At 71.3% G+C, this 26,272-nt stretch carries 28 protein-coding genes and 2 pseudogenes; 22 read left to right on the top strand and 8 right to left on the bottom strand.

What is annotated here, in order from left to right:
* Positions 1-24 precede the first annotated feature (24 nt).
* The gene (locus ACZ4VW_RS20840; protein WP_467964449.1) at positions 25-1,086 is read right to left on the bottom strand and encodes a PucR family transcriptional regulator; all 1,062 of its coding nucleotides are present in this window, start codon (positions 1,084-1,086) and stop codon (positions 25-27) included.
* A gap of 61 nt (positions 1,087-1,147) precedes the next feature.
* Here ACZ4VW_RS20840 and ACZ4VW_RS20835 point away from each other — a divergent pair, with 61 nt between their 5' ends.
* The 12 genes and pseudogenes from ACZ4VW_RS20835 to ACZ4VW_RS20780 all read left to right on the top strand — a co-directional run bounded on the left by ACZ4VW_RS20835 (position 1,148) and on the right by ACZ4VW_RS20780 (position 11,374).
* Positions 1,148-1,333 carry a hypothetical protein gene (locus ACZ4VW_RS20835; RefSeq protein ID WP_467964447.1) on the top strand — a complete coding sequence of 62 codons (186 nt, stop codon included), beginning with the start codon at positions 1,148-1,150 and terminating at the stop codon, positions 1,331-1,333.
* A 357-nt stretch (positions 1,334-1,690) separates the two neighbouring features.
* Positions 1,691-3,229, top strand: a complete 1,539-nt coding sequence (locus ACZ4VW_RS20830) for an alanine/glycine:cation symporter family protein (RefSeq protein ID WP_467964445.1) — start codon at positions 1,691-1,693, stop codon at positions 3,227-3,229.
* Positions 3,230-3,443: 214 nt separating this feature from the next.
* Complete coding sequence (gene nhaA / locus ACZ4VW_RS20825) at positions 3,444-4,772, top strand: Na+/H+ antiporter NhaA (protein ID WP_467964443.1); 1,329 nt, start codon at positions 3,444-3,446, stop codon at positions 4,770-4,772.
* Positions 4,773-5,030: 258 nt separating this feature from the next.
* Positions 5,031-5,552 (top strand): annotated as a pseudogene (locus ACZ4VW_RS20820) (cation:proton antiporter domain-containing protein); the annotation flags it as partial.
* Between the two features lie 198 nt (positions 5,553-5,750).
* Entirely contained in the window at positions 5,751-5,882 is a 132-nt protein-coding gene (locus ACZ4VW_RS20815; protein WP_467964441.1) for a hypothetical protein, read from the top strand.
* A gap of 115 nt (positions 5,883-5,997) precedes the next feature.
* Complete coding sequence (locus ACZ4VW_RS20810; RefSeq protein ID WP_467964439.1) at positions 5,998-6,252, top strand: hypothetical protein; 255 nt, start codon at positions 5,998-6,000, stop codon at positions 6,250-6,252.
* A complete protein-coding gene (locus ACZ4VW_RS20805) occupies positions 6,253-6,843 on the top strand; it encodes a hypothetical protein (RefSeq protein ID WP_467964437.1) in 591 nt (196 codons plus the stop codon). It begins immediately after the preceding gene.
* A gap of 422 nt (positions 6,844-7,265) precedes the next feature.
* Positions 7,266-7,703, top strand: a complete 438-nt coding sequence (locus ACZ4VW_RS20800; RefSeq protein ID WP_467964435.1) for an NfeD family protein — start codon at positions 7,266-7,268, stop codon at positions 7,701-7,703.
* A gap of 28 nt (positions 7,704-7,731) precedes the next feature.
* Positions 7,732-8,835 (top strand): SPFH domain-containing protein, encoded by a 1,104-nt coding sequence (locus ACZ4VW_RS20795; protein WP_467964432.1) that lies wholly within the window; start codon positions 7,732-7,734, stop codon positions 8,833-8,835.
* Between the two features lie 205 nt (positions 8,836-9,040).
* The gene (locus ACZ4VW_RS20790; protein WP_467964430.1) at positions 9,041-10,435 is read left to right on the top strand and encodes a molybdopterin-dependent oxidoreductase; all 1,395 of its coding nucleotides are present in this window, start codon (positions 9,041-9,043) and stop codon (positions 10,433-10,435) included.
* A gap of 5 nt (positions 10,436-10,440) precedes the next feature.
* Positions 10,441-10,950 carry a hypothetical protein gene (locus ACZ4VW_RS20785; protein ID WP_467964800.1) on the top strand — a complete coding sequence of 170 codons (510 nt, stop codon included), beginning with the start codon at positions 10,441-10,443 and terminating at the stop codon, positions 10,948-10,950.
* A 94-nt stretch (positions 10,951-11,044) separates the two neighbouring features.
* Positions 11,045-11,374, top strand: coding sequence for a TfoX/Sxy family protein (locus tag ACZ4VW_RS20780; protein ID WP_467964428.1), 330 nt, complete (start codon positions 11,045-11,047; stop codon positions 11,372-11,374).
* An 84-nt stretch (positions 11,375-11,458) separates the two neighbouring features.
* On the opposite strand, the gene ACZ4VW_RS20775 is transcribed toward ACZ4VW_RS20780, so the two are convergent.
* Positions 11,459-12,907, bottom strand: a complete 1,449-nt coding sequence (locus ACZ4VW_RS20775) for a glycosyltransferase 87 family protein (protein ID WP_467964426.1) — start codon at positions 12,905-12,907, stop codon at positions 11,459-11,461.
* A gap of 113 nt (positions 12,908-13,020) precedes the next feature.
* Between ACZ4VW_RS20775 and ACZ4VW_RS20770 the strand changes: the two genes are divergently transcribed.
* On the top strand, positions 13,021-14,163 hold the full coding sequence (locus ACZ4VW_RS20770) for a molybdopterin-dependent oxidoreductase (RefSeq protein WP_467964424.1): 1,143 nt from the start codon (positions 13,021-13,023) through the stop codon (positions 14,161-14,163).
* Positions 14,163-14,567, top strand: coding sequence for a hypothetical protein (locus tag ACZ4VW_RS20765; protein WP_467964422.1), 405 nt, complete (start codon positions 14,163-14,165; stop codon positions 14,565-14,567). Before ACZ4VW_RS20770 ends, ACZ4VW_RS20765 begins: the two co-directional genes overlap by 1 nt.
* 63 nt (positions 14,568-14,630) lie before the next feature.
* Here ACZ4VW_RS20765 and ACZ4VW_RS20760 read toward each other — a convergent pair whose 3' ends face one another.
* From ACZ4VW_RS20760 to ACZ4VW_RS20750, 3 genes are read right to left on the bottom strand one after another with little or no spacing between them, the layout of a single operon-like run.
* Positions 14,631-15,287 (bottom strand): class I SAM-dependent methyltransferase, encoded by a 657-nt coding sequence (locus ACZ4VW_RS20760; protein WP_467964420.1) that lies wholly within the window; start codon positions 15,285-15,287, stop codon positions 14,631-14,633.
* A complete protein-coding gene (locus ACZ4VW_RS20755) occupies positions 15,284-15,904 on the bottom strand; it encodes a TIGR04282 family arsenosugar biosynthesis glycosyltransferase (RefSeq protein WP_467964418.1) in 621 nt (206 codons plus the stop codon). Before ACZ4VW_RS20755 ends, ACZ4VW_RS20760 begins: the two co-directional genes overlap by 4 nt.
* Positions 15,901-16,617, bottom strand: coding sequence for a glycosyltransferase family 2 protein (locus ACZ4VW_RS20750; RefSeq protein WP_467964416.1), 717 nt, complete (start codon positions 16,615-16,617; stop codon positions 15,901-15,903). The genes ACZ4VW_RS20755 and ACZ4VW_RS20750 overlap by 4 nt, the downstream gene beginning before the upstream one ends.
* A 255-nt stretch (positions 16,618-16,872) precedes the next feature.
* On the opposite strand from ACZ4VW_RS20750, the gene ACZ4VW_RS20745 reads away from it, so the two are divergent.
* Positions 16,873-17,562, top strand: coding sequence for a winged helix-turn-helix domain-containing protein (locus tag ACZ4VW_RS20745; RefSeq protein WP_467964797.1), 690 nt, complete (start codon positions 16,873-16,875; stop codon positions 17,560-17,562).
* The gene (locus tag ACZ4VW_RS20740; RefSeq protein ID WP_467964414.1) at positions 17,555-18,667 is read left to right on the top strand and encodes a sensor histidine kinase; all 1,113 of its coding nucleotides are present in this window, start codon (positions 17,555-17,557) and stop codon (positions 18,665-18,667) included. Before ACZ4VW_RS20745 ends, ACZ4VW_RS20740 begins: the two co-directional genes overlap by 8 nt.
* Positions 18,668-18,694: 27 nt before the next feature.
* Here the strand turns inward: ACZ4VW_RS20740 and ACZ4VW_RS20735 are convergent, their stop codons facing one another.
* The gene (locus tag ACZ4VW_RS20735; RefSeq protein ID WP_467964412.1) at positions 18,695-19,723 is read right to left on the bottom strand and encodes an NAD-dependent epimerase/dehydratase family protein; all 1,029 of its coding nucleotides are present in this window, start codon (positions 19,721-19,723) and stop codon (positions 18,695-18,697) included.
* A gap of 542 nt (positions 19,724-20,265) precedes the next feature.
* Between ACZ4VW_RS20735 and ACZ4VW_RS20730 the strand changes: the two genes are divergently transcribed.
* The 6 genes and pseudogenes from ACZ4VW_RS20730 to ACZ4VW_RS20705 all read left to right on the top strand — a co-directional run.
* Entirely contained in the window at positions 20,266-21,060 is a 795-nt protein-coding gene (locus tag ACZ4VW_RS20730; RefSeq protein ID WP_467964410.1) for a hypothetical protein, read from the top strand.
* Positions 21,061-21,153: 93 nt separating this feature from the next.
* Complete coding sequence (locus ACZ4VW_RS20725) at positions 21,154-21,399, top strand: hypothetical protein (protein ID WP_467964408.1); 246 nt, start codon at positions 21,154-21,156, stop codon at positions 21,397-21,399.
* On the top strand, positions 21,383-22,039 hold the full coding sequence (locus tag ACZ4VW_RS20720; protein ID WP_467964406.1) for a hypothetical protein: 657 nt from the start codon (positions 21,383-21,385) through the stop codon (positions 22,037-22,039). The genes ACZ4VW_RS20725 and ACZ4VW_RS20720 overlap by 17 nt, the downstream gene beginning before the upstream one ends.
* A 44-nt stretch (positions 22,040-22,083) precedes the next feature.
* Positions 22,084-22,494, top strand: coding sequence for a WXG100 family type VII secretion target (locus tag ACZ4VW_RS20715; RefSeq protein WP_467964404.1), 411 nt, complete (start codon positions 22,084-22,086; stop codon positions 22,492-22,494).
* 240 nt (positions 22,495-22,734) lie between these two features.
* Positions 22,735-23,073 carry a hypothetical protein gene (locus ACZ4VW_RS20710; RefSeq protein WP_467964402.1) on the top strand — a complete coding sequence of 113 codons (339 nt, stop codon included), beginning with the start codon at positions 22,735-22,737 and terminating at the stop codon, positions 23,071-23,073.
* 57 nt (positions 23,074-23,130) lie between these two features.
* Positions 23,131-23,714 (top strand): annotated as a pseudogene (locus tag ACZ4VW_RS20705) (helix-turn-helix domain-containing protein); the annotation flags it as partial.
* A gap of 127 nt (positions 23,715-23,841) precedes the next feature.
* On the opposite strand, the gene ACZ4VW_RS20700 reads toward ACZ4VW_RS20705, so the two are convergent.
* Together ACZ4VW_RS20700 and ACZ4VW_RS20695 are read right to left on the bottom strand one after the other, a co-directional pair.
* The gene (locus ACZ4VW_RS20700) at positions 23,842-24,807 is read right to left on the bottom strand and encodes an MASE1 domain-containing protein (RefSeq protein ID WP_467964400.1); all 966 of its coding nucleotides are present in this window, start codon (positions 24,805-24,807) and stop codon (positions 23,842-23,844) included.
* 114 nt (positions 24,808-24,921) lie between these two features.
* Entirely contained in the window at positions 24,922-25,824 is a 903-nt protein-coding gene (locus ACZ4VW_RS20695) for a PP2C family protein-serine/threonine phosphatase (protein ID WP_467964398.1), read from the bottom strand.
* Between the last annotated feature and the right edge of the window lie 448 nt (positions 25,825-26,272).

Below are 26,272 nucleotides of genomic sequence, written 5' to 3'. Positions count from 1 at the left end.
GCGCTGTCTCGGCGCTCCCAGCGGTCAGAGTTCCTGGTCGGGCCACCCGAGGAGACGTGCACCGACGACGGCGGTCTGGAGGGTGTAGCGCTGGGCGGGGTCGCCCGGATCGGCGCCCGTCAGCCGGTGGATGCGGTCGAGGCGGTACGTGACGGCGCGGACGCTCAGGGCGAGTCGGCGCGCGGCCTCGGCGGCCACACAGCCGGTGTCGAAGTACGCCGTGAGGGTGTCCAGGAGCGGCTCGGCGCCGCCTCTGGCACGCTGCAGCGGGCCGAGCACGCTGAGCACCAGGTCGGCCATGGCCTGCCGGTCGCGGGTGAGGACGGGATAGACCAGGAGGTCCGCGGCATGCAGGACCGGGTCGTTCAGGTCCATGCGCTCGGCGAGGTCGAGCGCGTTGAGAGCTTCCTCGTAGGAGTGGACGACTCCTCCCGCTCCGGAGTGCGGGCGGCCGATCGCGACCTGGCCGCCGTCGGTGGCGGCGTACGCCTGCTTCGCGAAGTAGGTGAGCACGTCGGGCTCGTCGGCGGGCGCGACGCAGATCAGCCGGCCGTCCTTGGTGGTGAGGAGGATGCGTCGGTTGCCGAAGCGGGCGACGAGCGAGGACTCGACGCCGCGGGAGACCGGATAGCCGTCGGCGTACGGCTCCGGCCCCTGGGCGACGGCCACGGCGTGGGCCTGGGAGAGAAGCAGCCCGAAGCGTTCCGCGCGCTCGGCCAGGCGGCCGAGATCGCTGCGTCCGTACAACAGATCGTCGATGAACTCACGGCGGGCCGCCTCCTCCTGACGCACCGCCAGGCGCTGCGCCCGGTCATGCCCTTCGGCGAAGGCGTCCACGGCCTGCTCGACGGCGGCCAGAAGATGGGCGTGAGCCCCCCTCGACGCCTCGGCACCCACCGCCCTCGCGGCGGAGAGGTGGGCACGGACGAGAGCGCGCAGACCCATGCCGGCCTCCGCGGCCCGCTCGCCGCGGGCGCGCAGCCCCTCCAGCTCCTCGCGGGTCAGCCTGCGTCCCGTGGCGCAGACGCCCTTCAGTATCTCGGCGTACCCCTCCAGGTACTCCTCGGTCGACTCCCGTTCCGTCACGGGTCCTCCCCCCTGCACGTGGCGTCGTCGACGAGCTCCCGACGCGCGGACCAAGGGTGACATGGCTCCGTCGAGGGGGCTGCCACCGGCGCTGTGGACCGCGGCGGTGGTTGTGGTCGTCGGCTTCTGGCCGCTGATGCTCTGTGGTGCGGTGCGCCACGACGTGTTCGACTCCGACGTGGACACCGACACGCTGCACCTCGCCCGTCCCTCGGCCGCTGAGCAGAGCCGCGGGACAGGTCTGTGAGGCCGAACGCTGCTGACCTGCGGAGATAAGTGTCCTGTGAACGGATGTATGTGTTCGGATAACGGTCGAGTCACGCTGGCTGGGCTTTCGGAAGATCACCTTCCGTTATGTGAGGTGTGTCACACGACGGATCGGGTGGGTCGTGGTAGGAATGCGCAACTCCGCAGGTGGCACCATCCCTCGCCGCCTCGTGGAGCCGCCGGCACGCACCGGCCTGCACGACCAAGGTGATCACGCTCCGAGTCCGCGGACGTCGACACCTCGGGTCGCCGATCGGACAACGGCGTTCGCTCACAGACCGCACTCCCCACCGGCGCAGCCTCCCGCGCGCCGGTCCTGCGCACTGAGGTCCCCACCGTGTCACTCGATTCCCTCACCCAGTCCATCGACAAGGCCGTCAGCGGCTTCTTCGAGCCCATAGCCAAGTGGCTCGGCGAGATCGTCTTCTACGCCGTACCCGTCGGGGGCACGCAGCTGCCACTGATCGTCGCCTGGCTCGTCGTGGCGGGCCTGGTCTTCACCAGCTGGTTCGGCTTCGTCCAGCTGCGCAAGTTCCGGCTCGCCGTGAACGTCGTGCGCGGCAAATACGACGAGAAGGGGTCGGCCGGTGAGGTCAACCACTTCCAGGCGCTGACCGCCGCCGTCTCCGGCACGGTCGGTCTCGGCAACATCGCCGGTGTGGCCGTCGCGGTCTCCATCGGCGGCCCGGGTGCCACGTTCTGGATGATCCTGTGCGGCCTGCTGGGCATGGCGACGAAGTTCGTCGAGGTCACCCTCGGTGTGAAGTACCGCGAGGTGCACGCCGACGGCACGGTCTCCGGCGGTCCGATGCACTACCTGCCCAAGGGTCTGGCCGAACGCTTCGGCAAGAACGGCAAGACACTCGGCAAGGTTCTCGCCGTGCTCGCCTCGTTCATGATCCTCTTCTTCGGCCTCTTCGGCGGCAACCTCTTCCAGGTCAACCAGTCCTACGCCCAGCTCGTCTCCGTCACCGGCGGCGAGAACGGCGCCCTGGGATCGTCGGCCGGCGCGCTCTTCTTCGGCATCCTCATCGCCGCCCTCGTCGGCATCGTGCTCCTCGGCGGCATCCGCTCCATCGCCTCGGTGACCAGCAAGCTCGTGCCCGCCATGGCCGGCATCTACATCGCCGCCTGCCTCGTCGTCATCGCCGTCAACGTCACCGCCGTCCCGACGGCGGTCTCCTCGATCATCGAGGGCGCCTTCAACCCCCAGGGCGTCGCCGGTGGTGTCCTCGGCGCGCTGATCATCGGCTTCAAGCGGGCCGCGTTCTCCAACGAGGCCGGTCTCGGCTCCGCCCCGATCGCGCACTCGGCCGTGAAGACCAAGCACCCCGCGAGCGAGGGCCTGGTCGCCCTGCTCGAGCCGTTCATCGACACGGTCGTCATCTGCACCATGACCGCGCTGACCATCGTCATCGCCAACCCGGCCAGCTATGTCGAGCTCCGTGAGGGCGGCGAGTCCATCGGTGGCGTCACGATCACCTCGGACGCCTTCGGCACGGTCCTGCCCTGGTTCCCGTACATCCTGACCGTCGCGGTGCTGCTGTTCGCGATCTCCACCGTGCTGACCTGGGGCTACTACTGCATGAAGGCGTGGACCCACCTCTTCGGCCGCTCCCAGGCCAGCGAGTTCACCTTCAAGGTCCTCTACACGCTCTTCGCGGTCGCCGGCTCGCTGCTGACCCTGCAGACCCTGATCGACATGGCCGACGCGGTGCTCTTCATGCTCGCGGTCATCAACATCATCGGCCTCTACCTCCTCGCCCCGGTGGTCAAGCGGGAGCTGAACTCCTTCCTCGCCTTCGTGAAGAAGCGTGACGCCGGTCTCGACACGGACGAGGACGAAGACCAGGAGCCGGTGAAGACCACCGTCTGACCGCCCCCCCGGCGGCCCGGTTCCTGAGAGGGCCCGCTCCCACCTCGCGCCTTGGTGGGGACGGGCCCTCTCACCTGTCCCAGCGTTCCAGCAGGTGAGAGACGCCTGGTGGGACCCCCGGCCACCCGATAGGGTGTGAAGAACGCATCAAGACGATGCTGGTGTGCCGGGAAGTCTGGTCGGCGTCCGAGGGCCTGTGTGCCCGTTTGCCGACATGCCCCGGAGGTCTCTTCCCGTGACTCAGGCACGCCCCCGCAAAGTCATCCTCGGTCTGCTCCCGTGGCCCGAACGCCAGGCCGTCGCCGAGGCCCTGCGCACGGAGACGGTCGGCGGACTCGTCCTCCTCGCCGCCGCCGTCGTCGCGCTGGTGTGGGCGAACAGCCCGTGGAGCGCCGCGTACGAGTCCGTACGGGACTTCCACTTCGGCATACCCGCCCTGGGCCTGGACCTGTCCGTCGGCCACTGGACGGCTGACGGTCTCCTCGCGGTCTTCTTCCTGGTGGCGGGCATCGAGCTGAAGCGCGAGCTCGTCGTCGGCGAGCTGCGTACGCCCGCCACGGCCGCCCTCCCGGTCGTCGCCGCCCTGTGCGGCATGGTGGTACCCGCGGCGCTGTACGCGCTCACCGCCGCCGCGGGCGGGGGCAGCCTGGACGGCTGGGCCGTGCCGATGGCCACCGACATCGCCTTCGCCCTCGCGGTCCTGGCGGTCATCAGCACCCATCTCCCGTCCGCGCTCCGGGCGTTCCTGCTCACGCTGGCCGTCGTCGACGACCTCGGCGCCATCCTCATCATCGCGATCTTCTTCACCTCGGACCTCAACTTCTGGGCGCTCGGCGGCGCGTTCGCCGGCCTCGCCCTCTTCTACGCTCTGCAGCGCTTCCGGGTGCGCGGCTGGTGGTGGTACGTGCCCCTCGGCATCGCCACCTGGGCGCTGATGTACAACTCCGGCGTCCACGCCACCGTCGCCGGCGTCGCCATGGGCCTGATCCTGCGCACCACCCGCGACAAGGGCGAGGCCGCGTCCCCGGGCGCGCGCGTCTCGCACCTCGTCCACCCCGTCTCGGCGGGCGTGGCCGTCCCCCTCTTCGCGCTGTTCGCCGCCGGCGTCACCGTGTCCGGGGCGGCTCTGACCCGCGTGTTCACGGATCCCGAACCCCTCGGCGTCGTCATCGGCCTCGTGGTCGGCAAGATCCTCGGCATCTTCCTCGGCACCTATCTCGCCGCCCGATTCACCAGGGCGCAGCTCAACCCCGACCTCGCCTGGGCCGACGTCTTCGGACTCGCCACCCTGGCCGGCATCGGCTTCACCGTCGCCCTCCTGATCGGCGAACTGGCCTTCCCGGACCCGGCACAGGCCGAGCACATCAAGGCAGCTGTCCTTGTCGGCTCACTGATCGCCGCGGCCCTGGCAGCCGTCCTCCTGCGCCGCCGCGACCGCCTCTACAAGCGCCTGTACGAAGAGGAGGAGCGCGACGACGACGCCGACGGCATCCCCGACATCTACCAGACCGGCTCGCGTACGGGCGCGGCGAACGGCGCGTAGCGGGGCGCGGAGACGGGGGGCGGCGATGCCGGTCGGCAGCTGTCGAGGATCACCGGGCCGGCCCTCGGTGAGGCCGCACCAGTGGAACGTTGCCGGCTCCCGGCAACCGCACCCGTCTCCGGCTGCCCGTCAAGGACCTGTCGACATCGCGTAAGAGACGTATAAGGTCGGCGTTGGTGTGCCGGGAAGCCTGGTCGGCGAGCGGGGAGAGAGCTCTCTCTGCTGATACGTGTCGATCGGGGGACTTCTGCCATGGTGCTCGCCGCCTTCTCCGCGGGCGCGGTCCTCGCGGCGATCTCCCCGGAGTCCAAGGGCGCCTTCGAGCCGCTGGGCGAGTCGCTGGCCGAACTCGCGAAGTTCCCAGCCCTTCTGGTGTTCGGCGCGCTGCTCGCCCCGCAGCTGTTCGGGGACCTGTCTCTCGGCGGGTACGTGGCGGTGATCCTCGCGATCGTGCTGATCCGCCCCGCGTCACTGCTTCTGTCGCTGCTGGGTACGAGGATCGATCGCCGGGAGAGGCTCGTCGCGGCCTGGTTCGGTCCGAAGGGATTCGCGTCGGTCGTCTACGGACTGCTGGTCCTCCAGGCCGGCGTCCCTCAGGGCCAGGAGGCGTACACCCTGATCGCCGTCTGCATCGCCTTCTCGATCATCGCCCACAGCAGCACCGACGTCCCCATCGCCCGCCTCTTCCACGTCGACGACCTCGTCGAGGCCGGCGGCGAGGGGACGCAGGCACGCGCGACGATCACCACCACAGAATCGAGCACGCGTGCCCGCGCGTGACCTCGGCCGCCGTGGCGACGACCGCCGGGCCCTGCCGGGCATGTCACAGCAGCCCCGACCACCTTTGCGCCCGACTACGGAGGACGTCCTGTGCATCACGATGACGAGCCCGTCTTCAAGAAGAGCCCGTGGGGGACGAGCCGCTACACCTAAAACCCCCGCAACCCCATCGGCCTCGCCCTGATCATCGCCAGCTCGGTGTTCGCCATCCTCATGCTCGTGATGATGCAGAACCGCATGGGGCCCTTCGCCCCGTCACCCACGCCGACCTGGAACCCGCCCACGTACACGTACGAACCGCCGACGTACGCACCTTCCACCCAGCCGTGAGACGCCTCAGCGGGCGGCGGCCTCGCCGCCGTGGACATGATCCGAGCCGCTTTCCCCGGGACGGCTTCGGTCCGGCGACAACTGTTCGGCTGGGACTACCCCTTGAGGATGAACCATGCGCAGTCCACAGATGAGGGCAGGAAACGCCAAGGTCGACGCGGAGACGCGCAACAACATGGTCGACCACTTCGAGAACGGCGAGAACCAGATGTACGCCATGATGCGCGAGATGGCGACGGAAAAGGGCCTCGACCCGGAGACGGAGCTGGACGTGAGCCCGGGTGAGTACGAGGACGGACTCCAGCCCACCGCCGAGCAGTGGTACCAGAACGGCATCCAGGATGCCCAGATGAAGATGGGGCAGCCGTAGATGAACAAGAAGTACCTCGTTCTGCCCGGCGTGCTCATCGTCGCGGCGGCTGTTGTCGCGGCAGTCAATCTGTGGCCTACGGAGCTCAAGAAGCTGCGCGAGCAGAACCTGTGCCTGGGGATGCTGACGGAGAAGACGGCCGCTCTCCTCCAGGACGGCAAGGGCGGGGCTGTCCGCGTCGAAGAGTTCGTGCCGAACAGCTCCGGGAAGGCGAGCGAGCGGGCGGACCCGATCTTCTCCACCATCTGCTTTGTCAACCGGGAGAACCCTGAGAAGGGCACCGTGCGGCTCCAGTACACCCTGGATGTCAGGCCCACCCCTACGCTGAACGATCCCCCGAAGGACTCCACTTCCATCGGCGAGGGCCTGACGGGCTGGGTGGGCCAGCGGCAGAGCGAGGTCCAGCTGCCGGCCGGGTGCGCGAAGAAGATGAAGAGCTTGGACACGCAGCACATCACGGTCGCTCTCAAGATCTCGCCGGTTGCCATCGCCGGACGGGACGGGAACCACGCGTCGCTGACGAAGCACTCGCGCACCGTCGTCCTCGAGGCCGTGGAGAACCTGACCAAGCAATACGACTGCGCCGCCTGACCACGTCGGGGCTCACGGACGAATAGCCGGACGCGAGCCCCGGCGAGTGCGAGGACCGCCTTCAGGCTATCGCCGACGAGTGGTGCCAGAACGGCATGGGGGACACCGGCAAGTGGATGGGACAGTGACCGATGGACAGGAAGCGGCTGCCGCTCACCGTCGTGCTCGGCGCCACCGGTGTGGCCGTCGTGACGGCGAGTCGCCGGCCTGACAGCAAGGAAAAACCGCCACTGCCACAGACCCTGTGTCATGGCGCGCTCAGCCGGCGACGGCGGAGCTGATCGACGACGGCAAGGGGGGGGGAGGTCGGCGCGGAGGACCTTACTTGGCATTCGCGTCCCAGACCGCGACCGTTATGTCGGTTCTGTCCGTGTTCGGGATGGGTAGGTGGAGGGATGAGTTCCCTGAGGGAGGCTGATCCGATGCCGTGGTTCGTATGGCTGCTCGCCGCCGCGGCGCTCGGTGTCGCGGAGTTCTTCACCCTGACGTTGGTTTTCGGGTTGCTCGCGAGTGCCGCCTTGGTTGCCGCTGTGGTCGCCGGTACCGGAATCGGCCTTTTCGGCCAGCTCGTCGCGCTCGCGGTAACAGCGGCAGCGGGTCTCCTCGTCGTCCGTCCTGTCGCGTTGCGTCACCTGGCGCAAGCACCCCTCGTGCGCGAGGGCAGTGACGCGCTGATCGGCAAGCGGGCCGAGGTCATGCAGGAGGTCACCGCGAGCCACGGCCTGATCAAGCTCTCCGGTGAGGAGTGGTCGGCTCGGGCTCTCGACGAAAGCCTCGTGATCCCGGTGGGAGCGCTGGTCGATGTCATGGAGATCGAGGGCGCCACGGCTGTCGTCTACCCCCGCGAACTCCTTCCGTGAACGGCCGAACACGTCCGACGGAGGCATTGTGGACCCGGTTGTCATCCCGCTTTTCGTGGCGGCCCTCGTCGTCGTCTTTCTCGTGGCCGCCACGGTGCGTATCGTCCCGCAGGCGCGCCGCTACAACATCGAGCGGTTCGGCCGGTATCGGCGGACGCTGCAACCCGGCCTGAACTTCGTCCTGCCGGTGGCGGACCGCGTCAACACGAAACTCGATGTGCGCGAGCAGGTGTACTCGTCCGCCCCCAAGCCGGTGATCACCGAGGACAACCTCGTGGTGAACATCGACACCGTGCTGTACTACCAGATCACCGACCCGCGGGCGGCGGCCTACGAGGTCGCCGACTACCTGCAGGCCATCGATCAGCTCACCGTGACCACCCTGCGGAACGTCATCGGCTCCATGGACCTGGAGGAAACGCTCACCTCGCGCGAGGAGATCAATGCCCGCCTGCGCGCCGTCCTCGACGATGCCACCGGCAAGTGGGGCATCCGGGTCAACCGCGTGGAGATCAAGGCCATCGATCCGCCGCACACCATCAAAGAGGCGATGGAGAAGCAGATGCGGGCCGAGCGCGACAAGCGCGCGGCGATCCTGCACGCCGAAGGGGAGCGGCAAGCCAAGATCCTCACCGCGGAGGGTACGAAGCAGAAGGACATCCTGGAGGCGCAGGGTACGCAGCAAGCCATGATCTTGCGGGCGGACGGCGAGGCGAAGGCGGTGGAGCGCGTCTTCCAGGCCGTTCATCGCAACAATGCCGACCCGAAGATCCTTGCCTACAAGTATCTCGAGACGCTCCCGCATCTGGCGAAGAGTGACAACAACACGTTCTGGGTGATCCCCGGCGAGCTGACCGAGGCCGTTCGCGCCGTCACCCACGCATTCGGTGATCGGACGACGATGGGTCCGCCCGCGTCCGCACGACCGGAGGAGACGGCCTCTACCGATTCCGGCGGCGCGGCGGACGAAGACGGGGCCCCGGAGATCGAGGGAGGTTCGCCGCTTTCACTCGATGCCGCCGCGGCTGCCGATGAGGTCGCGAAGCAGGCCGCCGCGGTGGTGAGCGACGCGAAGGCCGAGGCCGCGAGGGCACGTCAGGTGCCGGGCGGAGGGCGCGCGTCCGGCAACTGAGCGAGGTGAGGACGACGCGGCGGGCCGTCGTCGGCGTCGCCGGGCGGACGAGTGGGTCGGCCCTCACCACCACGAAGGCCCCGACCGGAGCCCGAGCCGCAGGACGGCTGCGGCCCCGGGGGCGTCGACAACGTACGGCGCCATAGGAGGCACCGGGCGGCCTCGGGTGGGCGTGTCACGGGCTCGGCCCGGTTTCCAATGCGGGATGTTCGTCTCCGACGATCGGCGACTGTGCGGAGGTGCCCCGGTGGAGGCGAGCGACGGCGAGCGGAACCGGCCCGAACCCCCGTCCCGGGCGCCGTCGGAGCCCGCGAAGCGGCCGGCGGTGCCGACGCGTCCCCGGGCCGTCGTGTCAGGGCCCCCGCCGGGGCCGACGCGGCCGGAGTTCTGGCGCAGCCCGCTGCGGGGGCTGTGGCTGACCGCCGTGCTCGGACTCGTGCTGCTGGTCGGCATCACCCTGCTGTTCGTCACGGGCCTGCTGTCGTACGCCGCGTACAACCCGGATCTGTCGCCGGTCAACGACCAGACGCCGGACAAGGGGTGGCTCGGCTTCTACCTGTTCTCCTGGCCGACCTCGCCGTACTGGCTCTACCGGGTGAACCAGGGCGTGCACGTGGTCCTGGGCGTCGTCCTCGTGCCGGTCCTGCTGGCGAAGCTGTGGTCGGTCATCCCGAAGCTGTTCCAGTGGCCGCCCGTACGGTCGGTGAGCCACGGCATCGAGCGCCTGTCCTTGCTCCTGCTGGTGGGCGGCGCCGGCTTCGAGTTCGCCACCGGCATCCTCAACGTGCAGTTGCACTACATCTTCCCGGGCTCCTTCTACGTCCTCCACTTCTACGGGGCGTGGGTGTTCATCGGCGCCTTCGTCGTGCACGTGGCCTTCCGGCTGCCGCGTGCCCTGCGCGCGGTGAGGTACGGACGCGAGCTGCCGGAAGCCGGTACGGAGGAGGCGGCCGGCCTCGCGTCGCCCCGGCCGGCGCCGCCGACCATCTCACGGCGGGGCGCCCTGGGCATGGTCGGACTGGGATCCCTGGCGTTGTTCGTGGTGACGGCCGGGCAGAGCGTGGGCGGCTGGTGGCGCCGGACGGCGCTGCTCGCCCCGCACGGCAGGGACCCCGGCTCGGGACCGAACGGTTTCCAGATCAACAAGACCGCGGCATCCGTCGGGGTCCGGCCCAGCGACATCGGCCCCGCCTGGCGGCTGACCGTACGCGGCGCGGGCCGCCAGGTCGTGCTGACCCGGGACGCGCTCCTGGCCATGGAGCAGCACGAAGCGGCTCTGCCCATCGCCTGCGTCGAGGGCTGGTCCACCTCCGACCAGCTGTGGAGCGGCGTTCGGCTCACGGACTTGGCCGCACTGGTCGGGCACGGCACGGGCACCCCGCGGACCCTGGTGGAATCGGTACAGCGCGGAGGGGCGTTCCGCTCCGTCGTCCTGAGGGACAACCAGGTACGCGACCACCGTTCCCTTCTGGCCCTACGCGTCAACGGAGCCGTGCTCTCGCGGGACCACGGCTATCCGGCCCGCGTGATCGTCCCGGGCGCGCCGGGCGTCCACAACACCAAGTGGGTCACCCGGATCACCTTCGGAGAGCCGGCATGAGCCCCATGGCCGCCTTCCGCCGCCGCTACGGAGCCTCCCCCCTCCACCTGCTTCTTGTGCTGGCCTCCTTCGCACTCGCCGCGTACACCGGCGTACGGCTGCTCAAAGGGGACACTCTCGGCGTGGCCCTGTGGTTCGTCGGTGCGGCGCTCCTCCATGACCTCGTCCTGCTCCCCTTCTACGCGGTGACCGACCGGGCCGCGCAGCGCCTGTGCGGGGAGAAGGCATGGGCGGGGGAGGAGCCGCCGAGGACGAGCGTCAACCACCTGCGTGTTCCGGTCTTCGTGTCGGGACTTCTGCTGCTGGTCTGGTGGCCGCTGATCCTGGGCCGGGTCGACCACTACACCGCGTACACGGGGCTCCCGGCCGACGGGTTCCTGGGACGCTGGCTGCTTGTCACAGCTGCCCTCTTCGTCGCCTCGGCGGCGGTGCTCCTCGCCCGTAGGCGGCATGCGTCGGCGCCTCGACGGCGAGCGGCACGACGCGAGCGACGAGCACGCGAAGCCGCGCGGTGACGGCGAGGGCCGGCGGCTCTCGACCGAGCGGTTCCGGTTGCTGACGGCTCCTCCCGCACGGCGCGTCGTCGGGTCGTACGGAAGAGTGGGTCCCATGACGTACGACGAAGGGCTGGCCCAGCGGATCCGGGAGGGGCTCGGTGAGCGGCCGGACCTCACCGAGAAGCGGATGTTCGGCGGCCTGGCCTTCCTGCTCGGCGGCAACATGACCGTGGGCGTGGTCGGCGACGAGCTGATCGCCCGGGTGGGCCCCGAGCACACCGAGGTGGCCCTGGCCCGCCCGGAGGCCCGCCCCATGGACTTCACAGGCAAGCCCATGCGCGGCTGGGTGACCGTCGGCGGCCCCGCGCTCGCGCAGGATCAGGTCCTCGACCACTGGATCACGACGGCCGTGGGTTTCGCGAGCACACTGCCGCCCAAGTGACGGACGAGCGAGGCCGGCCGGCCTCGGACCCGCCGGTCGCACAGCGCCTCGAGGCGTGCGCCGCGCACGCCGAGGCCGGCGCCGCTACGCCGGCCGGCTCGTGGTCCGGGCCGAGGGCGGGGACCCCGGCCCCGATGCCTGGACGGAGACGTCCTCGGGCTGACGCGTTCCGGTTCGGCGACGCCGACGCACGGCGGTGGCCGCGAGGACGATGAGGACAGCGAGACCGTACGCCGTCGCGGCCGTCGGCTCCCGGTGGTCGAAGACCCGGCCGAAGACGTAGACGGCTGGGCCGGCCAGGGCGACGCCGAGCCATTCCCAGCGTCCGTCCAGTGCGACGAGGGCGACCAGGAGCAGGGCGTACCAGGAGTAGCCGGGTGTGAGGAGGGCGAAGGCCCAGCCGGTGACCAGGAGCGCGCCGCTCCAGGGCCGGTGCCGGTCACCGCGCCACATCACGTACACGGACACGCCCGCCATGACGACGAGGACCACGGGCAGCGCCCAGCTGTCGGGCAGGATCAGGCGGAGCAGCGCGTACCGGGATCCGTCCGCGGGGTCGTCGTAGCCCTCCTCCTCCACATAGCCGCCGAGGTAGCCGAGGACGGAACCGTCCGAGAGGAGGACATAGGGGAGGTAGGCGAGCGCGGAGAACGCGGCCACGGGCAGCAGCACGGCGGCCGCGTCGCGGACGCGGCGGACTTCGGACAGCGCGCCCGGCAGGACGACGGCGGGCATGAGCTTGGTGACGACAGCGGCGCCGAGGACCAGCCCGCCGGCCGACCGGCGATCCGGAAGGACGGCGACGAGTCCGAGTCCGGTCACGGCCAGCAGCGCCCCGAGGACGTCCACGTGCGCGTTGTTGACCGCTTCGACGGGCACCACCGGGCACCACGCCCAGTACGCGGCCCGCCGCGGGTCCGACCCCCTACGGCGCAGGATGAGCAGCACCGCACCGGTCACGCCCAGGGAGATCAGGCCGGAGCCGATCTGCAGGGGCTTGTGCCGGGCCCCCTCCGGGGAGAGCCGGTCGACGGCCAGGAAGTACGCCTCGGCCACGGGCGGGTAGATGGTGTGTACGGCGGGCCGGTTGAGACGCGTGCAGTGCGGCGCCGGCCCGGGATGCGGCACACGGGCACGGTCGGGTCCGCTGCAGGCCGCCCCCGTGGGAAAGAGCCACGAGTCGCGCAGACGGAGCAGCTCCGGGTCCTGCGGAGCGTGGTCGTAGGGGGAGACGCCGGCCGACTGGACGCGGCCGTCCCAGGCGTAGCGGTACGCGTCCGTGCTGGTCCGGGGCGGCGCCACCAGTCCGGTCACCGTGACGGCGATCGCGCCGGCCACGAGGAGGGGTACGACATGGGAGGACGGAACCCGGCGCAGCGCGAGCACAGCCCCGGCGAACAGCACCCAGCACGCCGCGTACCACCGGAACAGCCCGCCGGGGTCGGTGAAGTAGCCGTCGTACCGGACGGTGAGGACGAGGACGGTGGTGAGGACGGCGAGGACCGGGGCGGTGAGGGCGGTGCGCGGGTTCACGTCCGCAGCGTTCCAGGAACGGTCCCGGAAGTGGGATCGGGCGCCCCGCGCGTCCGTGTTTCGTAAGGTGTTCCGGCGACCCGTACGGGTCCGCCCGGGGGTGTCATGGGCTCATGCGCCTCACTCCGCCTCCCGGACCGCCGATCATCTTCTCGGCGCGTCTGCATGACGCCCGTACCGCGACCGCGATCGGCCGCTGGCTCGGGCTCGCCATCGTCGTCTGTTTCGCGACCGGCGTGCTCAGCCACTTCCTCCAGCACCCGCCCGCCTGGCTCGCCGACCGGCTGCCGAGCCGCCCGTACTGGGGCTACCGGCTCACCCAGGGGCTGCACGTGGCCTCAGGCATCGCCGCGATCCCGCTGCTGTCGGCCAAGCTGTGGGCGGTGTTCCCCAGGCTTTTCACGTGGCCCCCGGTCCGGTCGGTCCGTCACGCCCTGGAACGCCTCTCGGTGGCCGTGCTCGTCGCCGCGGGAATCTTCGAGCTGGTCACCGGGCTGCTGAACACCTTCCAGTGGTACCCCTGGCCGTTCTCCTTCGTGCCCGTGCACTACGCCGTCGGCTGGGTCCTGGTGGGCGCGACGCTGATCCACGTGGCCGTGCAATGGCCGCGGGTGCGGGACCACTTCACCCGCCGCTCACCCGGCACCCTCTCCCTTCCCGCCGCCGACGAACCGGACCGCCGTCAGCTGCTGGCGGCCGTCGCGGCCGGAGTCGGCGCCGTCACGCTGACGACGGCCGGCCAGTCCGTCACCGCACTCGGCCCGCTGAACCTGTTCGGCCCGCGCAGTCCGGACCACGGTCCGCAGGGACTGCCGGTCAACCGCACGGCCGCCGCGGCACGCGTCACCGCGGCCTCGCTCACCGCCTGGCGGCTGACCGTCGCCGGGCCGCGCCCGTACAGCCTCACCCTTGAGGAACTGCGCGGGATGGCGCAGTACGAGGTGAGCCTGCCCATCGCCTGCGTGGAGGGCTGGAGCAAGTCCGCCCGCTGGACGGGGGTACGGGTGCGCGACCTGCTGGACAGGGCGGGCGCCGGCCCGGGGGCACGGTGCCGGGTGGTCTCACTGGAGGCGGCGGGTGCGTACCGGGTGACGGAGATGGGTCGCACGTATGCCCAGGACCCGCTCACCCTCCTGGCGTTGGGCCTGAACGGCGAAGTCCTGTCCCTGGACCACGGCTACCCGGCGCGGATCATCGCCCCGAACCGGCCCGGAGTGCTGCAGACCAAATGGGTCGGCCGGCTGGAGGTGCGGTGATGGTGTTCCGGTACATGGTGGGCGGCTGTGGGCTCGTCCTGATGGCCTTCGGCGGTGCTTTGGTACTGGAGCAGCCCGAGCCGTGGCGGGTCGGCCTGTGGCTCGCGGGTGGGGTCCTCGTGCACGACGGGCTGATCGCCCCGCTCATCCTCGCCATCGCCGCGCTCGCCGCGGCGGTGGGTCTGCGCCTGCGGGGAGCTCCGCGCACCGCGTTGATCGTCGCGGGCTCGCTGACGGCGATCGCCCTGCCACCGCTCCTGCGCCCCGAAGGCGTGGCCAACGCGACGGTCCTGCCGTTGGACTACGCGCGGAACTGGCTGCTCGCTATGGCGGCCGTCGCCGTGATCACGGTGGCGTACGTCGGGGTGCGCGCGTGCCTGCGACGGGCGGCCCGGCGGCGGTGAGCCGGGGGCTACGGAGAAGGGGGCCTACGCGTGTCCCGCGACGGCCCCCTCCACGTCGCGTCGTCAGCGGCCCAGGCCCACGAAGCCGCGGCCTGCGGCCTGCCAGGTGAGGGCGCGGGTCCAGCCGGCCTCCAGGGCCTCGGCGCACAGGGCCCGCGTGCCGAGCCGGGCCCATCGGAAGGGCGCTCCGCGGCCGCCGCGGCCGTCGTCCACGTGGACCTCGATCCGTTCGTCGACCTCGGTGGTGGCCACCTCGACCAGCAGGGAGCCGGTGGGGGAGGCCAATTGGGCGGCGCGGCGCAGCAGGGCGGCCGGATCGCCTCCGATACCGATGTTGCCGTCGATGAGCAGCACGGTGTCCCAGCGGCCCTCACGGGGCAGGGGATCGAAGACCGATCTGCACAGAGCGCTGCCTCCCGCGCGGACCGTGCGCGCCACCGCCTCCGGGGTGACATCCACACCCAGAGCCCGGTGACCGCGGGCGGCGAGGGCGGTGACGAGGCGACCGGGTCCGCAGCCGACGTCCAGGACCGGGCCGTCGCAGCGGTCGAGGACGGTGGCGTCGGCCGCGTCGGGTGCGGCGCACCAGCGCTCGACCTCCAGGGGCAGCAGCCGGCCGTCGCCTCGGCGCAGGTAGAGCGGGCCCCGGCCGGAGCGGAGGGCCGAGGCGTACGGGTCGGCACGCCAGGCGAGGGCGGGCTCGGTCACATGGGTGGTCATCGCGTCACCGCGCAGAGGCCACCGTGGAGGGTGGCGAAGCGTGAGCCGGGCAGGGCGGCCGCGACCTGTGCCGCGTCGGCCGGGGTGTCCACGTCACACAGCTCGGGCAGGTCCCGGACCGCGCGCCCGGACGCGGTCAGCCGTCGGCGCTGCTCCCGCCCCGTGTGCGACACGGACATGGGGACCCCGAGGAACAGCGCGGGGTCGGGCTCGGCCAGGCCCAGCGCCCAGAACCCGCCGTCGTCGGCGGGACCGAACCAGGCGTCGGTCCCGCCGAAGTCGAGGCCCTGGGCGAGGAGATCGGGGGTGACCTGGGGCGTGTCCATGCCGATGAGCAGGGCCGGTCCGTCGACGTGGGAGAAGGCCGCGGCCAGGCGGACGTCGAGGCCGCCCGCGGTCTGCGGAACGACTTCGATGCCCTCGGGCACCCAGGCGCCCGGCCGCCCGTCGAGCACCAGGACGCGGTGCGCGGCCGGAGTGGCGAGCACGGCCGCAAGGGTGTCCTCGAGCGCGGCGCGTGCCAGGTCGGCCGCCTGCTGCGGCGTGAAGTGCGGGGTGAGGCGGGTCTTGACCCGACCCGCCACGGGAGCCTTGGCGATGACGAGGAGGGTGCTCATACGGCAACCTCCCCGGCCGCGACGGACGGTGCGCCGGGCGGCTCCGCCAGGACCCGGCGCATGTCGCGGACGGCGTTCCAGGTGCCCCGCCAGGTCCCGGTGACCTTGGACCTGCCCGAGCGGGGCAGGTACGGGACGTCCGTCTCGGCGACCCGCCAGCCCGCGTCCGCGGCGCGCACCACCATCTGGAGCGGGTAGCCGCTGCGCCGGTCGGTCAGCCTGAGGCCGAGCAGGGCTTCCCGGCGGGCCACCCGCATCGGTCCGAGGTCGTGGAGCCGCAGGCCGGTGCGGTGGCGCAGCATCCGTGCGAGGGCCAGGTTCCCGACGCGGGCGTGCGCGGGCCATGCGCCGAAGCTCCGCGGGCGGCGACGGCCGAGCAGCAGGTCGACCTCACCCGACGCCACCCGTGCGGCCATCGGCGCGAGCAGCCCCGGGTCCATGGAGGCGTCGCAGTCGCAGAAGCAGACCAGGTCGGCCCGCGCCGCGAGCAGCCCGGCGTGGCAGGCCGCACCGAAGCCGCGTCGGCTCTCGTGCACGACGGTCGCCCCGAGGCTTCGGGCGATCTCCGCGGAGCCGTCGGTCGACCCGTTGTCCACGACGATGGCCCGCCATCCGGCGGGCACGCGCCCCAATACCCAGGGGAGTGCTTCCGCCTCGTCGAGGCACGGCAGTACGAGGTCCGCGCGGGGCGGTGCGCTGGAAGATGAAGTCACCTCCACACCGTAGGAACCGGGCAGCGGGAAAAGGCCCTTCCACTCCTTACGAAACGCGGACGCCATCCCGGCGGAGGGGCATCCGGGCCACGTCTGGGCCCGGCCGGGTGACACCCTGGAGCCATGGCAGTGAGTGATGGGGAGAGCGCGTCCGAAGGACACCGGGCCGACGGCACCGACGAGACCGGCGCGCTGGGTGGTGTTCTCGTCGTGGACGATGATCCGACCGTCTCGGAGGTCGTGGCCGGGTATCTGATGCGGGCCGGTTTCGCGGTTCGCCTGGCGGCGGACGGGCCGGCCGCGCTGCGCGCCGCCGAAGAGCTCCGGCCCGACCTCATGGTGCTCGACCTGATGCTGCCCGGTATGGACGGGCTGGAGGTCTGCCGCCGACTGCGTGCCAGGGAGAGCGGCACACGGCCCGTCCCGGTCATCATGCTGACCGCGCGCGGCGACGAGGACGACCGGATCCTGGGCCTGGAGGTGGGCGCGGACGACTACGTGACCAAGCCCTTCAGCCCGCGAGAGCTCGTCCTGCGCGTCCGGTCGGTCCTGCGCCGGGCGACGGCCGCCCCTCCGGCCGGTGAGCCGCGCCTCGCCGCGGAGGGTCTGTCCTTGGACCCGGCGGCGCGTCGGGTCACCAAGAACGGCACAGAACTCGCCCTCACCCTGCGGGAGTTCGACCTCCTGGCGTACTTCCTGCGGCACCCCGGGCAGGTCTGCGACCGGGAGCGGCTGATGCGCGAGGTCTGGGGCTGGGACTTCGGAGACCTGTCCACCGTGACCGTCCACGTGCGCCGGCTCCGCGGAAAGGTCGAGGACGACCCGGCGAACCCGCGACTGATCCGGACCGTCTGGGGTGTCGGCTACCGCTTCGAGGCGAGCCCGGCCACGGAGGCCGCGCCGGCCGCGGAGACGGCTGTCGAGACGGCGGCCGGCCGTGCGTGACCTGCTGCTGATCGCCCTGTACGCCCTCCTCGGCGCGGGCGCCGCGGGGCTTCTGGGAGCCATGGCGCTGCGCGTCCTCAGGCACCGGAGTCTCGCGGTGTCCCTCGCCGTCGTCGCCGCCGTCGCCGTGTCCGCGATGCTCGCCGGGACGCTCGCGGTGGCGTGGGCGATGTTCCTGTCCTCCCACGACCTGGCCGTGGTCACCATGGTGGTCGCGATGGCGGCCGCCGTGTCGCTGGCCACCGCGCTGCTCCTCGGCCGCCAGGTCGTACGACGATGCCGGGAACTCGTCCGCGCGGCCCGCGGATTCGGGGAGCAGGGCACGTTCACACCACCGCTCGTCCCCGCCCCCGCCGAGTTCGCGGCCCTGAGCCGCGAACTCGCCCTCACCAGCGAACGGCTGGCCGCTTCCCGCGAACGCGAGCGGGCCCTGGAGACCTCCCGGCGCGAGCTCGTGGCGTGGATCTCGCACGACCTGCGTACCCCCCTGGCCGGGCTGCGCGCCATGTCGGAGGCGTTGGAGGACGGCATGGCGGCCGATCCCGCCCGCTACCACCGCCAGATGCGCACCGAGGTCGACCGCCTCAACTCCATGGTCGGCGACCTCTTCGAGCTCTCCCGCATCCACGCCGGCGCGCTGTCCCTCAGCCCCACCCGGATGTCCCTCTACGACCTGGTCGGAGACGCCCTGGCGGGCGCCGACGCCCTCGCCCGGGAACAGGGCGTGCGCCTGGCGGGCGAGAACGTCGCACCGCTCCCGGTGGAGGTGGACGGCAAGGAGATGACCCGCGTTCTCTCCAACCTGCTCGTCAACGCCATCCGCCACACCCCCGCCGACGGCACCGTCGCGATCGCCGCCGAACGCCGCGCGGACTCCGTGGTGCTCTCGGTCACCGACGCCTGCGGAGGCATCCCCGAGGAGGACCTCCCGCGCGTCTTCGACACCGGCTGGCGCGGTACCCCGGCACGTACTCCGCCCTCGGGGGCGGGCCTCGGCCTGGCGATCGTCCGCGGCATCGTCGAGGCCCACGCGGGCCGGGCCGACGTCCGCAACGTCTCCGGCGGCTGCCGCTTCGAACTGACGCTGCCGGCACCGGCGGGGTAGCCTCCCCGCAGCCCGGCCCCTGCCGCCCTACGGCTGCCGGGCGAGGCCGGCCTCCCGCAGGGCCGGGCCTTCCCCGCCACCCGTGAGCTCGGCCATCCCCTCGGCGAACGGCACCGCCGGGCGCCAGCCCAGCTCGCGGCGCAGCCGCGCGGAGTCGGCGGTGATGTGCCGCACGTCGCCCAGCCGGTACTCGCCGGTGACCACCGGGTCCGGGCCTCCGCACGCGGAGGCCAGCGCCCGGGCCATGTCGCCGACGCTCCTCGGATGGCCGCTGCCGACGTTGTACGCGGTGAAGCCCGGGCCGTCCGCCAGAGCCTCCAGGGCCACCGCGTTGGCCGAGGCCACGTCCCGTACGTGGACGAAGTCCCGCCGCTGTCCGCCGTCCTCGAAGACGCGCGGCGATTCCCCGCGCGCGAGCGCGGAGCGGAACAGGGCGGCCACGCCCGCGTACGGGGTGTCGCGGGGCATCCCCGGCCCGTAGACGTTGTGGTAGCGCAGCGAGATCACGCGTCCGTCGATCGCCCGGGCCCACGAGGACGCGAGGTGCTCCTGAGCGAGTTTGGTGGCGGCGTAGACGTTCCGCGGGTCCATCGGCGCGTCCTCGGCGACCAGGCCGGGCGTCAGGTCGGCACCGCAGTGAGGACAGCGCGGCTCGAACCGACCGGCCTTCAGGTCGGCCTCGGCACGCGGACCGGGCCGGATCGCGCCGTGCGCGGCACACGCGTACCGCCCCTCGCCGTAGACGACCATCGACCCGGCGAGAAGCAGCCCCCGCACGCCGGCCTCCGCCATCTCGGCCAGCAGCACCGCCGTACCGAGGTCGTTGACCGACACGTACTCCGGTGCGTCCCCGAAGTCCTTGCCCAGGCCCACCCTGGCCGCCTGGTGACAGACCGCGTCGACCCCGGCCAGGGCCTTCCGCACGGCAGCGGCATCCCGTACGTCCCGCCCGTCCTCCGCGATGTCGAAGACCACCGGGTCGTGCCCGTGTCCGATCAGCTCGGCGACGATGTGCGAGCCGATGAAGCCCGCTCCTCCAGTCACAAGTACGCGCATGCCCCGAAGCTATGCCGCCCCGGTCCCGACGAGGCGTCCGACCGGCCGCACGTCACGGATCCGTAAGGGGATTCCGGGCGGTCGGCGCGTCCGACGCCGTGGACCACGGCATTCCGGGCGCCTCCGCAGACCGATGACGCGCATGCGGCTTCTTTCGGTCAACCCATCCGCCGATCATGGGGTTTGACGCGTTGGCCTGCAAGTTTCGGCCGCAGTCCGGCGGAGTCGGGGGGACTCATGGAACGGGGCACGGGCGCGTACGCGCACTCCTGCGCGGCGAGCACCGCGTGCGGAACGGGCGGGACGCACCGGTGAGCACGCCGAGTCCGAGCCCGAGCCCGACCGGTACGGGCTCGCCGAGTCCCAGCCCGAGCCCGCAGCCCACCACGACACCGACACCCGGCACGACGCATCTGCCGTCGCCGGGGCAGCCGTCGGGCTCGCCCGACCCCCAGCCGACGCCGTCGCCGAGCCCGAACGCGCCACCCACCCCACCGGTCTCCGGCCCGCCGCCCCAGTTGCCTCCGCCAACCCCGCCCGCCGTGACCAACCCATGGACGGCCCCCGGCGGCTTCGACGTCCAGCCGCTCCATCTGTACCAGGTGGCGACAGCCCTCGCCGTCGAGCAGCAGTCCTTCCACAAGGCGCTCGTCCAGTTCCTCGACGTTCACGCCGGGTACTCCAAGGTCGGCGGATCCGGCACCGTCACCGCCGAGTTCGCCACCCAGTACGCCGCGGTCGTCGCTCTGCTCATGGAAGTGCACGGCAAGGCCGTGGTCGCCATCGGCGGCGCGGCGGTCGGCTTCACCACCACGGCCAACAACTTCCGGCAGGCGGACGCGGCCACACACCCGCTCAATCCGCCCTTCACGCCACAACCGCCGCCGCAGGTCATCTCCGCGCCGCCGGCGTACACGGCCCCGCCGCCCTTCGGCGTGCGCGACGGCAACGCCGTCGACGAATTCGCCGACTTCTTCGACGGCGGCGACATTCCCGGCTCCCTGATGCGCACCGTGATCGAGGAAGCGCTGCGCACCGGCCGCGCGCTGGAGATCCTGTCGCTCCCGAACTACCTCAGGGTCAACGAGCTCTCTCAGGCGTGGCTGCCGTACCAGACGGGCCTCGGCATCATCCAGGGACAACTCACCGGCACCATCGACGCCATCACGGACAACGCCAACGGGGACTGGTACGGGGCGATGCTGCAGTTCGTCTCGTCGGTGTGGGGCACGAAGGCCTGGGGCAAGAACACGGCCGGCTACGAGTGGGGGCACAAGCCGCCGACCGGCGCGGGCACGAGCCTCCCCGTCGTCGGTGTCCTCAGCACCACGGCTTAGATCCTGGCCCAGGCCATCCGCTCGTACGCGGAGGCCGCGGAGAAGGTCCGCACCGAGCTGCGCGAGATCCTCTGCAAGGCCATCAAGGACGCCTTGGCCCTCCTCGAGGTGACCGACCTCAAGAACTTCGTCGGGGACTTCTTCGAGCGCCTCAAGAAGGTGTGGAAGGGCCTGGGCGCCGCGGTGCTCCTCAGCATCGACACGGACGCCGTCAACAGGGCCGTCGATGCGTACGAGACCACGCTGCGGGCCCAGACGGAGAAGGTGAGGGGCCTGCTCGAACCCCTGCGGGAGGCCTCGCGCGCGGTGCAGCATGTGCCATGTGACCACGAAGCATGAAGAGTTCCTCACCGAAGGCGCGGTGGGGCTCCTGCTGCGCATCGCCGTCGCCTCCCGCAACCCGGGAGCCGCGCCACTGGAGGACGAACTCCAGAGGCTGTCCCGCTTCCTGCAGGATTCCACCGCGATCGCCGACGTGATGCCGCTGGTGGCACTTGCCTCGCTGCTCGACCTCCTTGCCGACGAGGTCGGCACGGAGGCGTTCGAGGCCAGACCCGCCGCGTACCGTGACAGGCTGGCGCGGGCCGCCGGTGACGATGAGCCGGCGGACTTCCTGCGCTCACTGGCCGCGCTCGTCCGCGACAGGCAGCTCCGCTTCTACCCGGACCTGACGGAGTTGCCGCTGTCCGACTGGGAGGCCAGCGGACGCTTCTCGCTGACCTCGGCCTTCATCTCTTCGATGGTCTCAGGGGAGTACGACAGCGTGGAAGAGGCCCTGGACGAGATACTGACCAGCGAGCACCCGGACTGTCATGAGCGACTCGGCAACCTCGCCGGGGAGCTGCAGCGCGTCCTGTACATGTTCCGTACGCCTGCCGAACTGGACGCCGCCTTCGCCGCCGTCATGCCTCATGTGACCCACGCACGGGTCCGCTACCTTCTTGACGCCGTCCACGCCCACTTCGCGGAGCAGCACTGACCCACCATCCCACCACTCGCATCGCCCCGGAAGGAGCCGCCGCCATGCCCATCGACCCTCATCTCGCCGTGTCGGACGAGGACCTGAAGCGTCTCGCGGACGACTTGGACGCCATGCGGACGCACATCGACGGGCAGGTGCGCCGGATGGACGCGCTCGTGGACCGGGCCGAGGCGCGATGGCGCAGCGAGGCGGCGACGGCGTACCGGAAGCTGCACCGGGAGCCCGGGGCCGACGCCGTGCGAGTCCGGGAGATCCTGGGAGTCCTGGCGCAGGCGGTGCGGATGAGCCGGGACGGGTTCACGCGCCAGGAGCTGGACACCCTGCGGCGGTTCCGGGCAGAGATGAAGAAGGTCGACATCGACGCCGAGGTACGCGAACTGTCCGGCGAGGGGCCGGGCAGCGCCGGCCCCGGCGGGGGAGCGGCGCCGACCAGCAGGATCAACGACATCTGAACGTGCAACTGAACGTCCGCGACGGCCGGCACCGGCACTCGCCGATGCGCTTACCTGGCGCATCGTCAGGGAGGTTGGCACCCGGCCCTCATCAGTTCACGCACCTTCCGGGACAGCTGTTCAGACAGGTGCCTGGTCGGCGATGGCGCAACAGCCTGGTTCGCACGGAAGCGCAGGCTGGGAGTGCCCTACAGGGAGTGAAGCGATGTCCGACACGTGGCTCGACAGCTCGCCCGCTGTATGGGCTCCTTCTTCAAGGAACGTGACTGCATCCAGCCCACCCGCTGCCCGCATCCGTACACGATTCGCTTCAGGGACGCGCTCGGCAAGCAGCGCGAGGAGCCCGGGTACGACACGCAGGACGACGCGATCGAGCGCCTCACGGCGATCCACGCGGAGAAGGAGAGCACGGCGCCGCCCGTCGCCGAAGCCCGCCGTGAGCTAGGCCGGCAGACGGTCGAGGAATACGCGAAGCAGTGGCGGCCCCGACAGCGCAAGGGGACGGAGCACTCCACCGGCGAGCACGTCGACAGCTCGATCAATGCGCGTTTGTTCCCGGCCTCGGATCGCGAAGGCTGAACTCGGTCACGCCGATCGTCGTCGAGCGCTTCTTGGGGCGAGTTGTGGGCAGGCGGCAGAGGCGGAGCCAGGAAGCGGGCCGCAGGAGCCGGGCCCGGCACCGCTTGGTGTTCATCGACCGGCTGACAGCTACGCTGATCCATCTGCGGCACGATCTCCCGCACGCGGTGCTGGGGCTGCTGTTCGGGGTTGACCGCTCCACGATCACCCGTGCGATCGGTGAGATACGCGGGCTCCTCGCCGAGCGGGGAGGCGCGGTCCCCGACCGTCCTGGCTTGCGGCTGCGGACCCTGGCGGATGTGTTTCGTCCATGCCCAGGCCGAGGCGTCGAGCTGCGGCTGGGCGCCACCGAGGTCCAGGTCTGACGACCCGCAGCCGGCCACGGCAGACGCTGGGTGTTCGTCTCGGGCAAGAAGAAGCAGAACCCCAGAAAACCGAACAAGATCGCTTTGTCGCACGTGCACGCAGCCAGAGAAGAGGCCCGGCACAACCACTCATCGAAACGCATCGCCGTCGACCACGTGCTCGCCGACCACAAACGCTGGAAACAGCTGACCCGCTGGACCCACCGGCGCAAAGTTCTGTCCGACACCTACCGGGCCATCGCCGGCCTCGTCTCCGACCGCAACACCACCACCTGACAAAACCACCAGCTCAGGACCGTGCATCTCCAACGCAAACACGCACCAGCTCGATGGCGCTGGACAGTTCCCATGCCTTGCAGGCGTTGTACGGCTCCCGATCCCAGCGTCGGCTCCGGCGCGGGTGTCACGGATCCCGGTGCCCGCCGGGTGGGGCTGCCCGGGTCTCGGCGGTGCCGGGTGGACCGGGTGAGGGCTCGCCCGCCGCGAGGTGCTCCAGGACCTCCGCCAGTTCCTGGCAGGCGCGGCGCACCGACCGGCGGGTCGCACGCTGCTCGGTGATGACGGATGCGAGAAGCAGGGCGGTCAGGGCGGCGGAACCGTTGAACGCCTGGAGCTTGGCCATGATCTCGACGTCCGTCAGGTGGAGGAACGCGCCCCGTCCGGAGGTCGCCTCGAAGGTGGTGAGCACGGAGGCGAAGAGCGCGCACAGCATGCTTCCGGCGAGCTGGAAGCGGAGCGCTGCCCAGATCAACAGGGGGAAGACGAGGAAGAGCATGCTCATCGGGCTGAGGACTGCCATGGGCATGAGGACCAGGGTCGTCAGCCCCAGAAAGGCCGCCTCCTTCCAGCGTCGTACCCGGAACCGTCCGGCCGGCCCCGCGAGGACGAGCAGGAGCGGGGCGACGAGCAGCACCCCCATCGTGTCGCCCACCCACCAGGCCAGCCAGACGGGCCAGAACTCGCTCTTGTCCAGGGAGCCCTTCACCACCTGCAGTCCGACCCCCGCGGTCGCACTGATCAGCATGGCGCCGAACCCGCCGAGGAAGACCAGGGAGAGTCCGTCCCGCAGCCGCGCCATGTCGCTCCGGAAGCCCGCCCGTCTCAGCAGCAGGACGGCGCAGAGCGGCGCGACGGTGTTGCTCACCACGGTGACCACTGTGGTGGGCCCCGGAGCGGTGAGGGAGGCGATGACGAGGAAGGACCCCAGGGCGATCCCAGGCCAGACCCGCGCGCCGAGCAGCAGCAGGGCGGCGACGGCGACGCCAGTGGGCGGCCAGATGGGGGTGACCACCACGCCTTCGACGACGAGGCGGCCCATCAGGCCGAGTCGTCCGGCCGCGTAGTAGCAAACCGCCACGGCCAGCGACATCAGAGCCGCCTTCGAAGAGGGCCGGAACTGCCGAGTATCCAACACGTCAGCCATCAGACACCGGCCGGGCCGCCACGACCGGGCAGGGACCACCCCTGCGTGTCGGGCGCCGCCTTACGGCACCGGCCCGGGCCGGTCCGAGGGTCGACCTGGCCCGAGGCGAGCCCCCTCTCCCCGCTCCTCGGCCGCCGACCCGGCCGGACCGCCGTCATGGCCGACGACCAGGACGGCCGCGTCGTCCTCGTGCCCCACCGTGGCCGCCAGCTTCATGACGGCGGTGGCGAGCGCGTCGACGTCCAGCCCGGCGACGGCGGTGATCCCGGCGAGCCTCGTCACCCGGTCCAGACCCTCGTCGACGTGGAGCGAGGGCCCCTCCACGACCCCGTCGGTCAGGAGGACGAAGACACCGTCGGCGGTGAGCCGGCGGCGCGTGGCCGGGTAGTCGACGCCGCGGAGCACACCGAGCGGAGGCCCGCCCTCGCTGTCGTCGATGCCGGAGCGGCCGTCGGTGGTGGCCCAGATGTGGGGGATGTGACCGGCCCGGGCGCACTCCAGGGTGCCGGCAGCGGGGTCGAGCCGCAGGAAGGTGCAGGTGGCGAAGAGGTCGGCGTCCAGAGAGATCAGCAGGTCGTTGGTGCGACCGAGCAGCTCTCCCGGGTCTCCGGTGACGGAGGCCAGCGCGCGCAGTGCCACGCGGACCTGTCCCATGAAGGCGGCGGCCTCGATGTTGTGCCCCTGCACGTCACCGATGGACATGCCGATCTGCCCGCCGGGCAGGGAGAAGGCGTCGTACCAGTCACCGCCGACGTTCAGCCCGTGGTTGGCGGGCTCATAGCGGACGGCCAGCCGGGCGCCCGGAAAACTGGGCAGGTCCGAGGGCAGCATGCCGCGCTGCAGGGCCACGGCGAACTCGACACGGGAACGCTGCGTCTCGGCCAACTCCCGCGCCCTGGCGGTCAGCGACCCGAGCCGGACCAGAAGGTCCTCGCTGTTGTCGGCCGGCCGTCTGCGGAACATCGATCACTCCGACGTCACGACGATCCTCGCATCAGTCCGTCCCGTCTCCAACACGCGGGACCACAGGGGACCACCTCGGTACGAACAGGTCCTTCCCCACTCTGCCCGGAGGGGACGGCGTCCGCATCTCATCGGCGGAGAATGCGGCGGATCCAGCGGGGCCACCCCACACCGCCGGAAACGAACAGCGGTTCGGCGAGATCGATGGCGGGCAGGTACGTCCGCCACGCGGAGGGCGAGAGCGTCCCTCCGGCGCGGCGGCACACCTCGGTGACCGCCCGCGCCGGGTCGATGTCGTACGTCTGGGCGGGGACGCGCGCCCCCGCCGCGTGCAGGCTGTGGCCGTCCGCGCCGAACGCGAGCGACAGGACGGCGCCCCCCGCACCGGGCAGGCGGTGCCCAGTGGCTGCTGGGAGGCCACGTCCACAAGCCGCATGGTGCCCGTGAG

This window comes from Streptomyces sp. NPDC029139, from assembly GCF_055564335.1.
The sequence above is the reverse complement of the archived record's forward strand: the minus strand, read 5'-3'. Positions and strand labels throughout refer to the sequence as shown.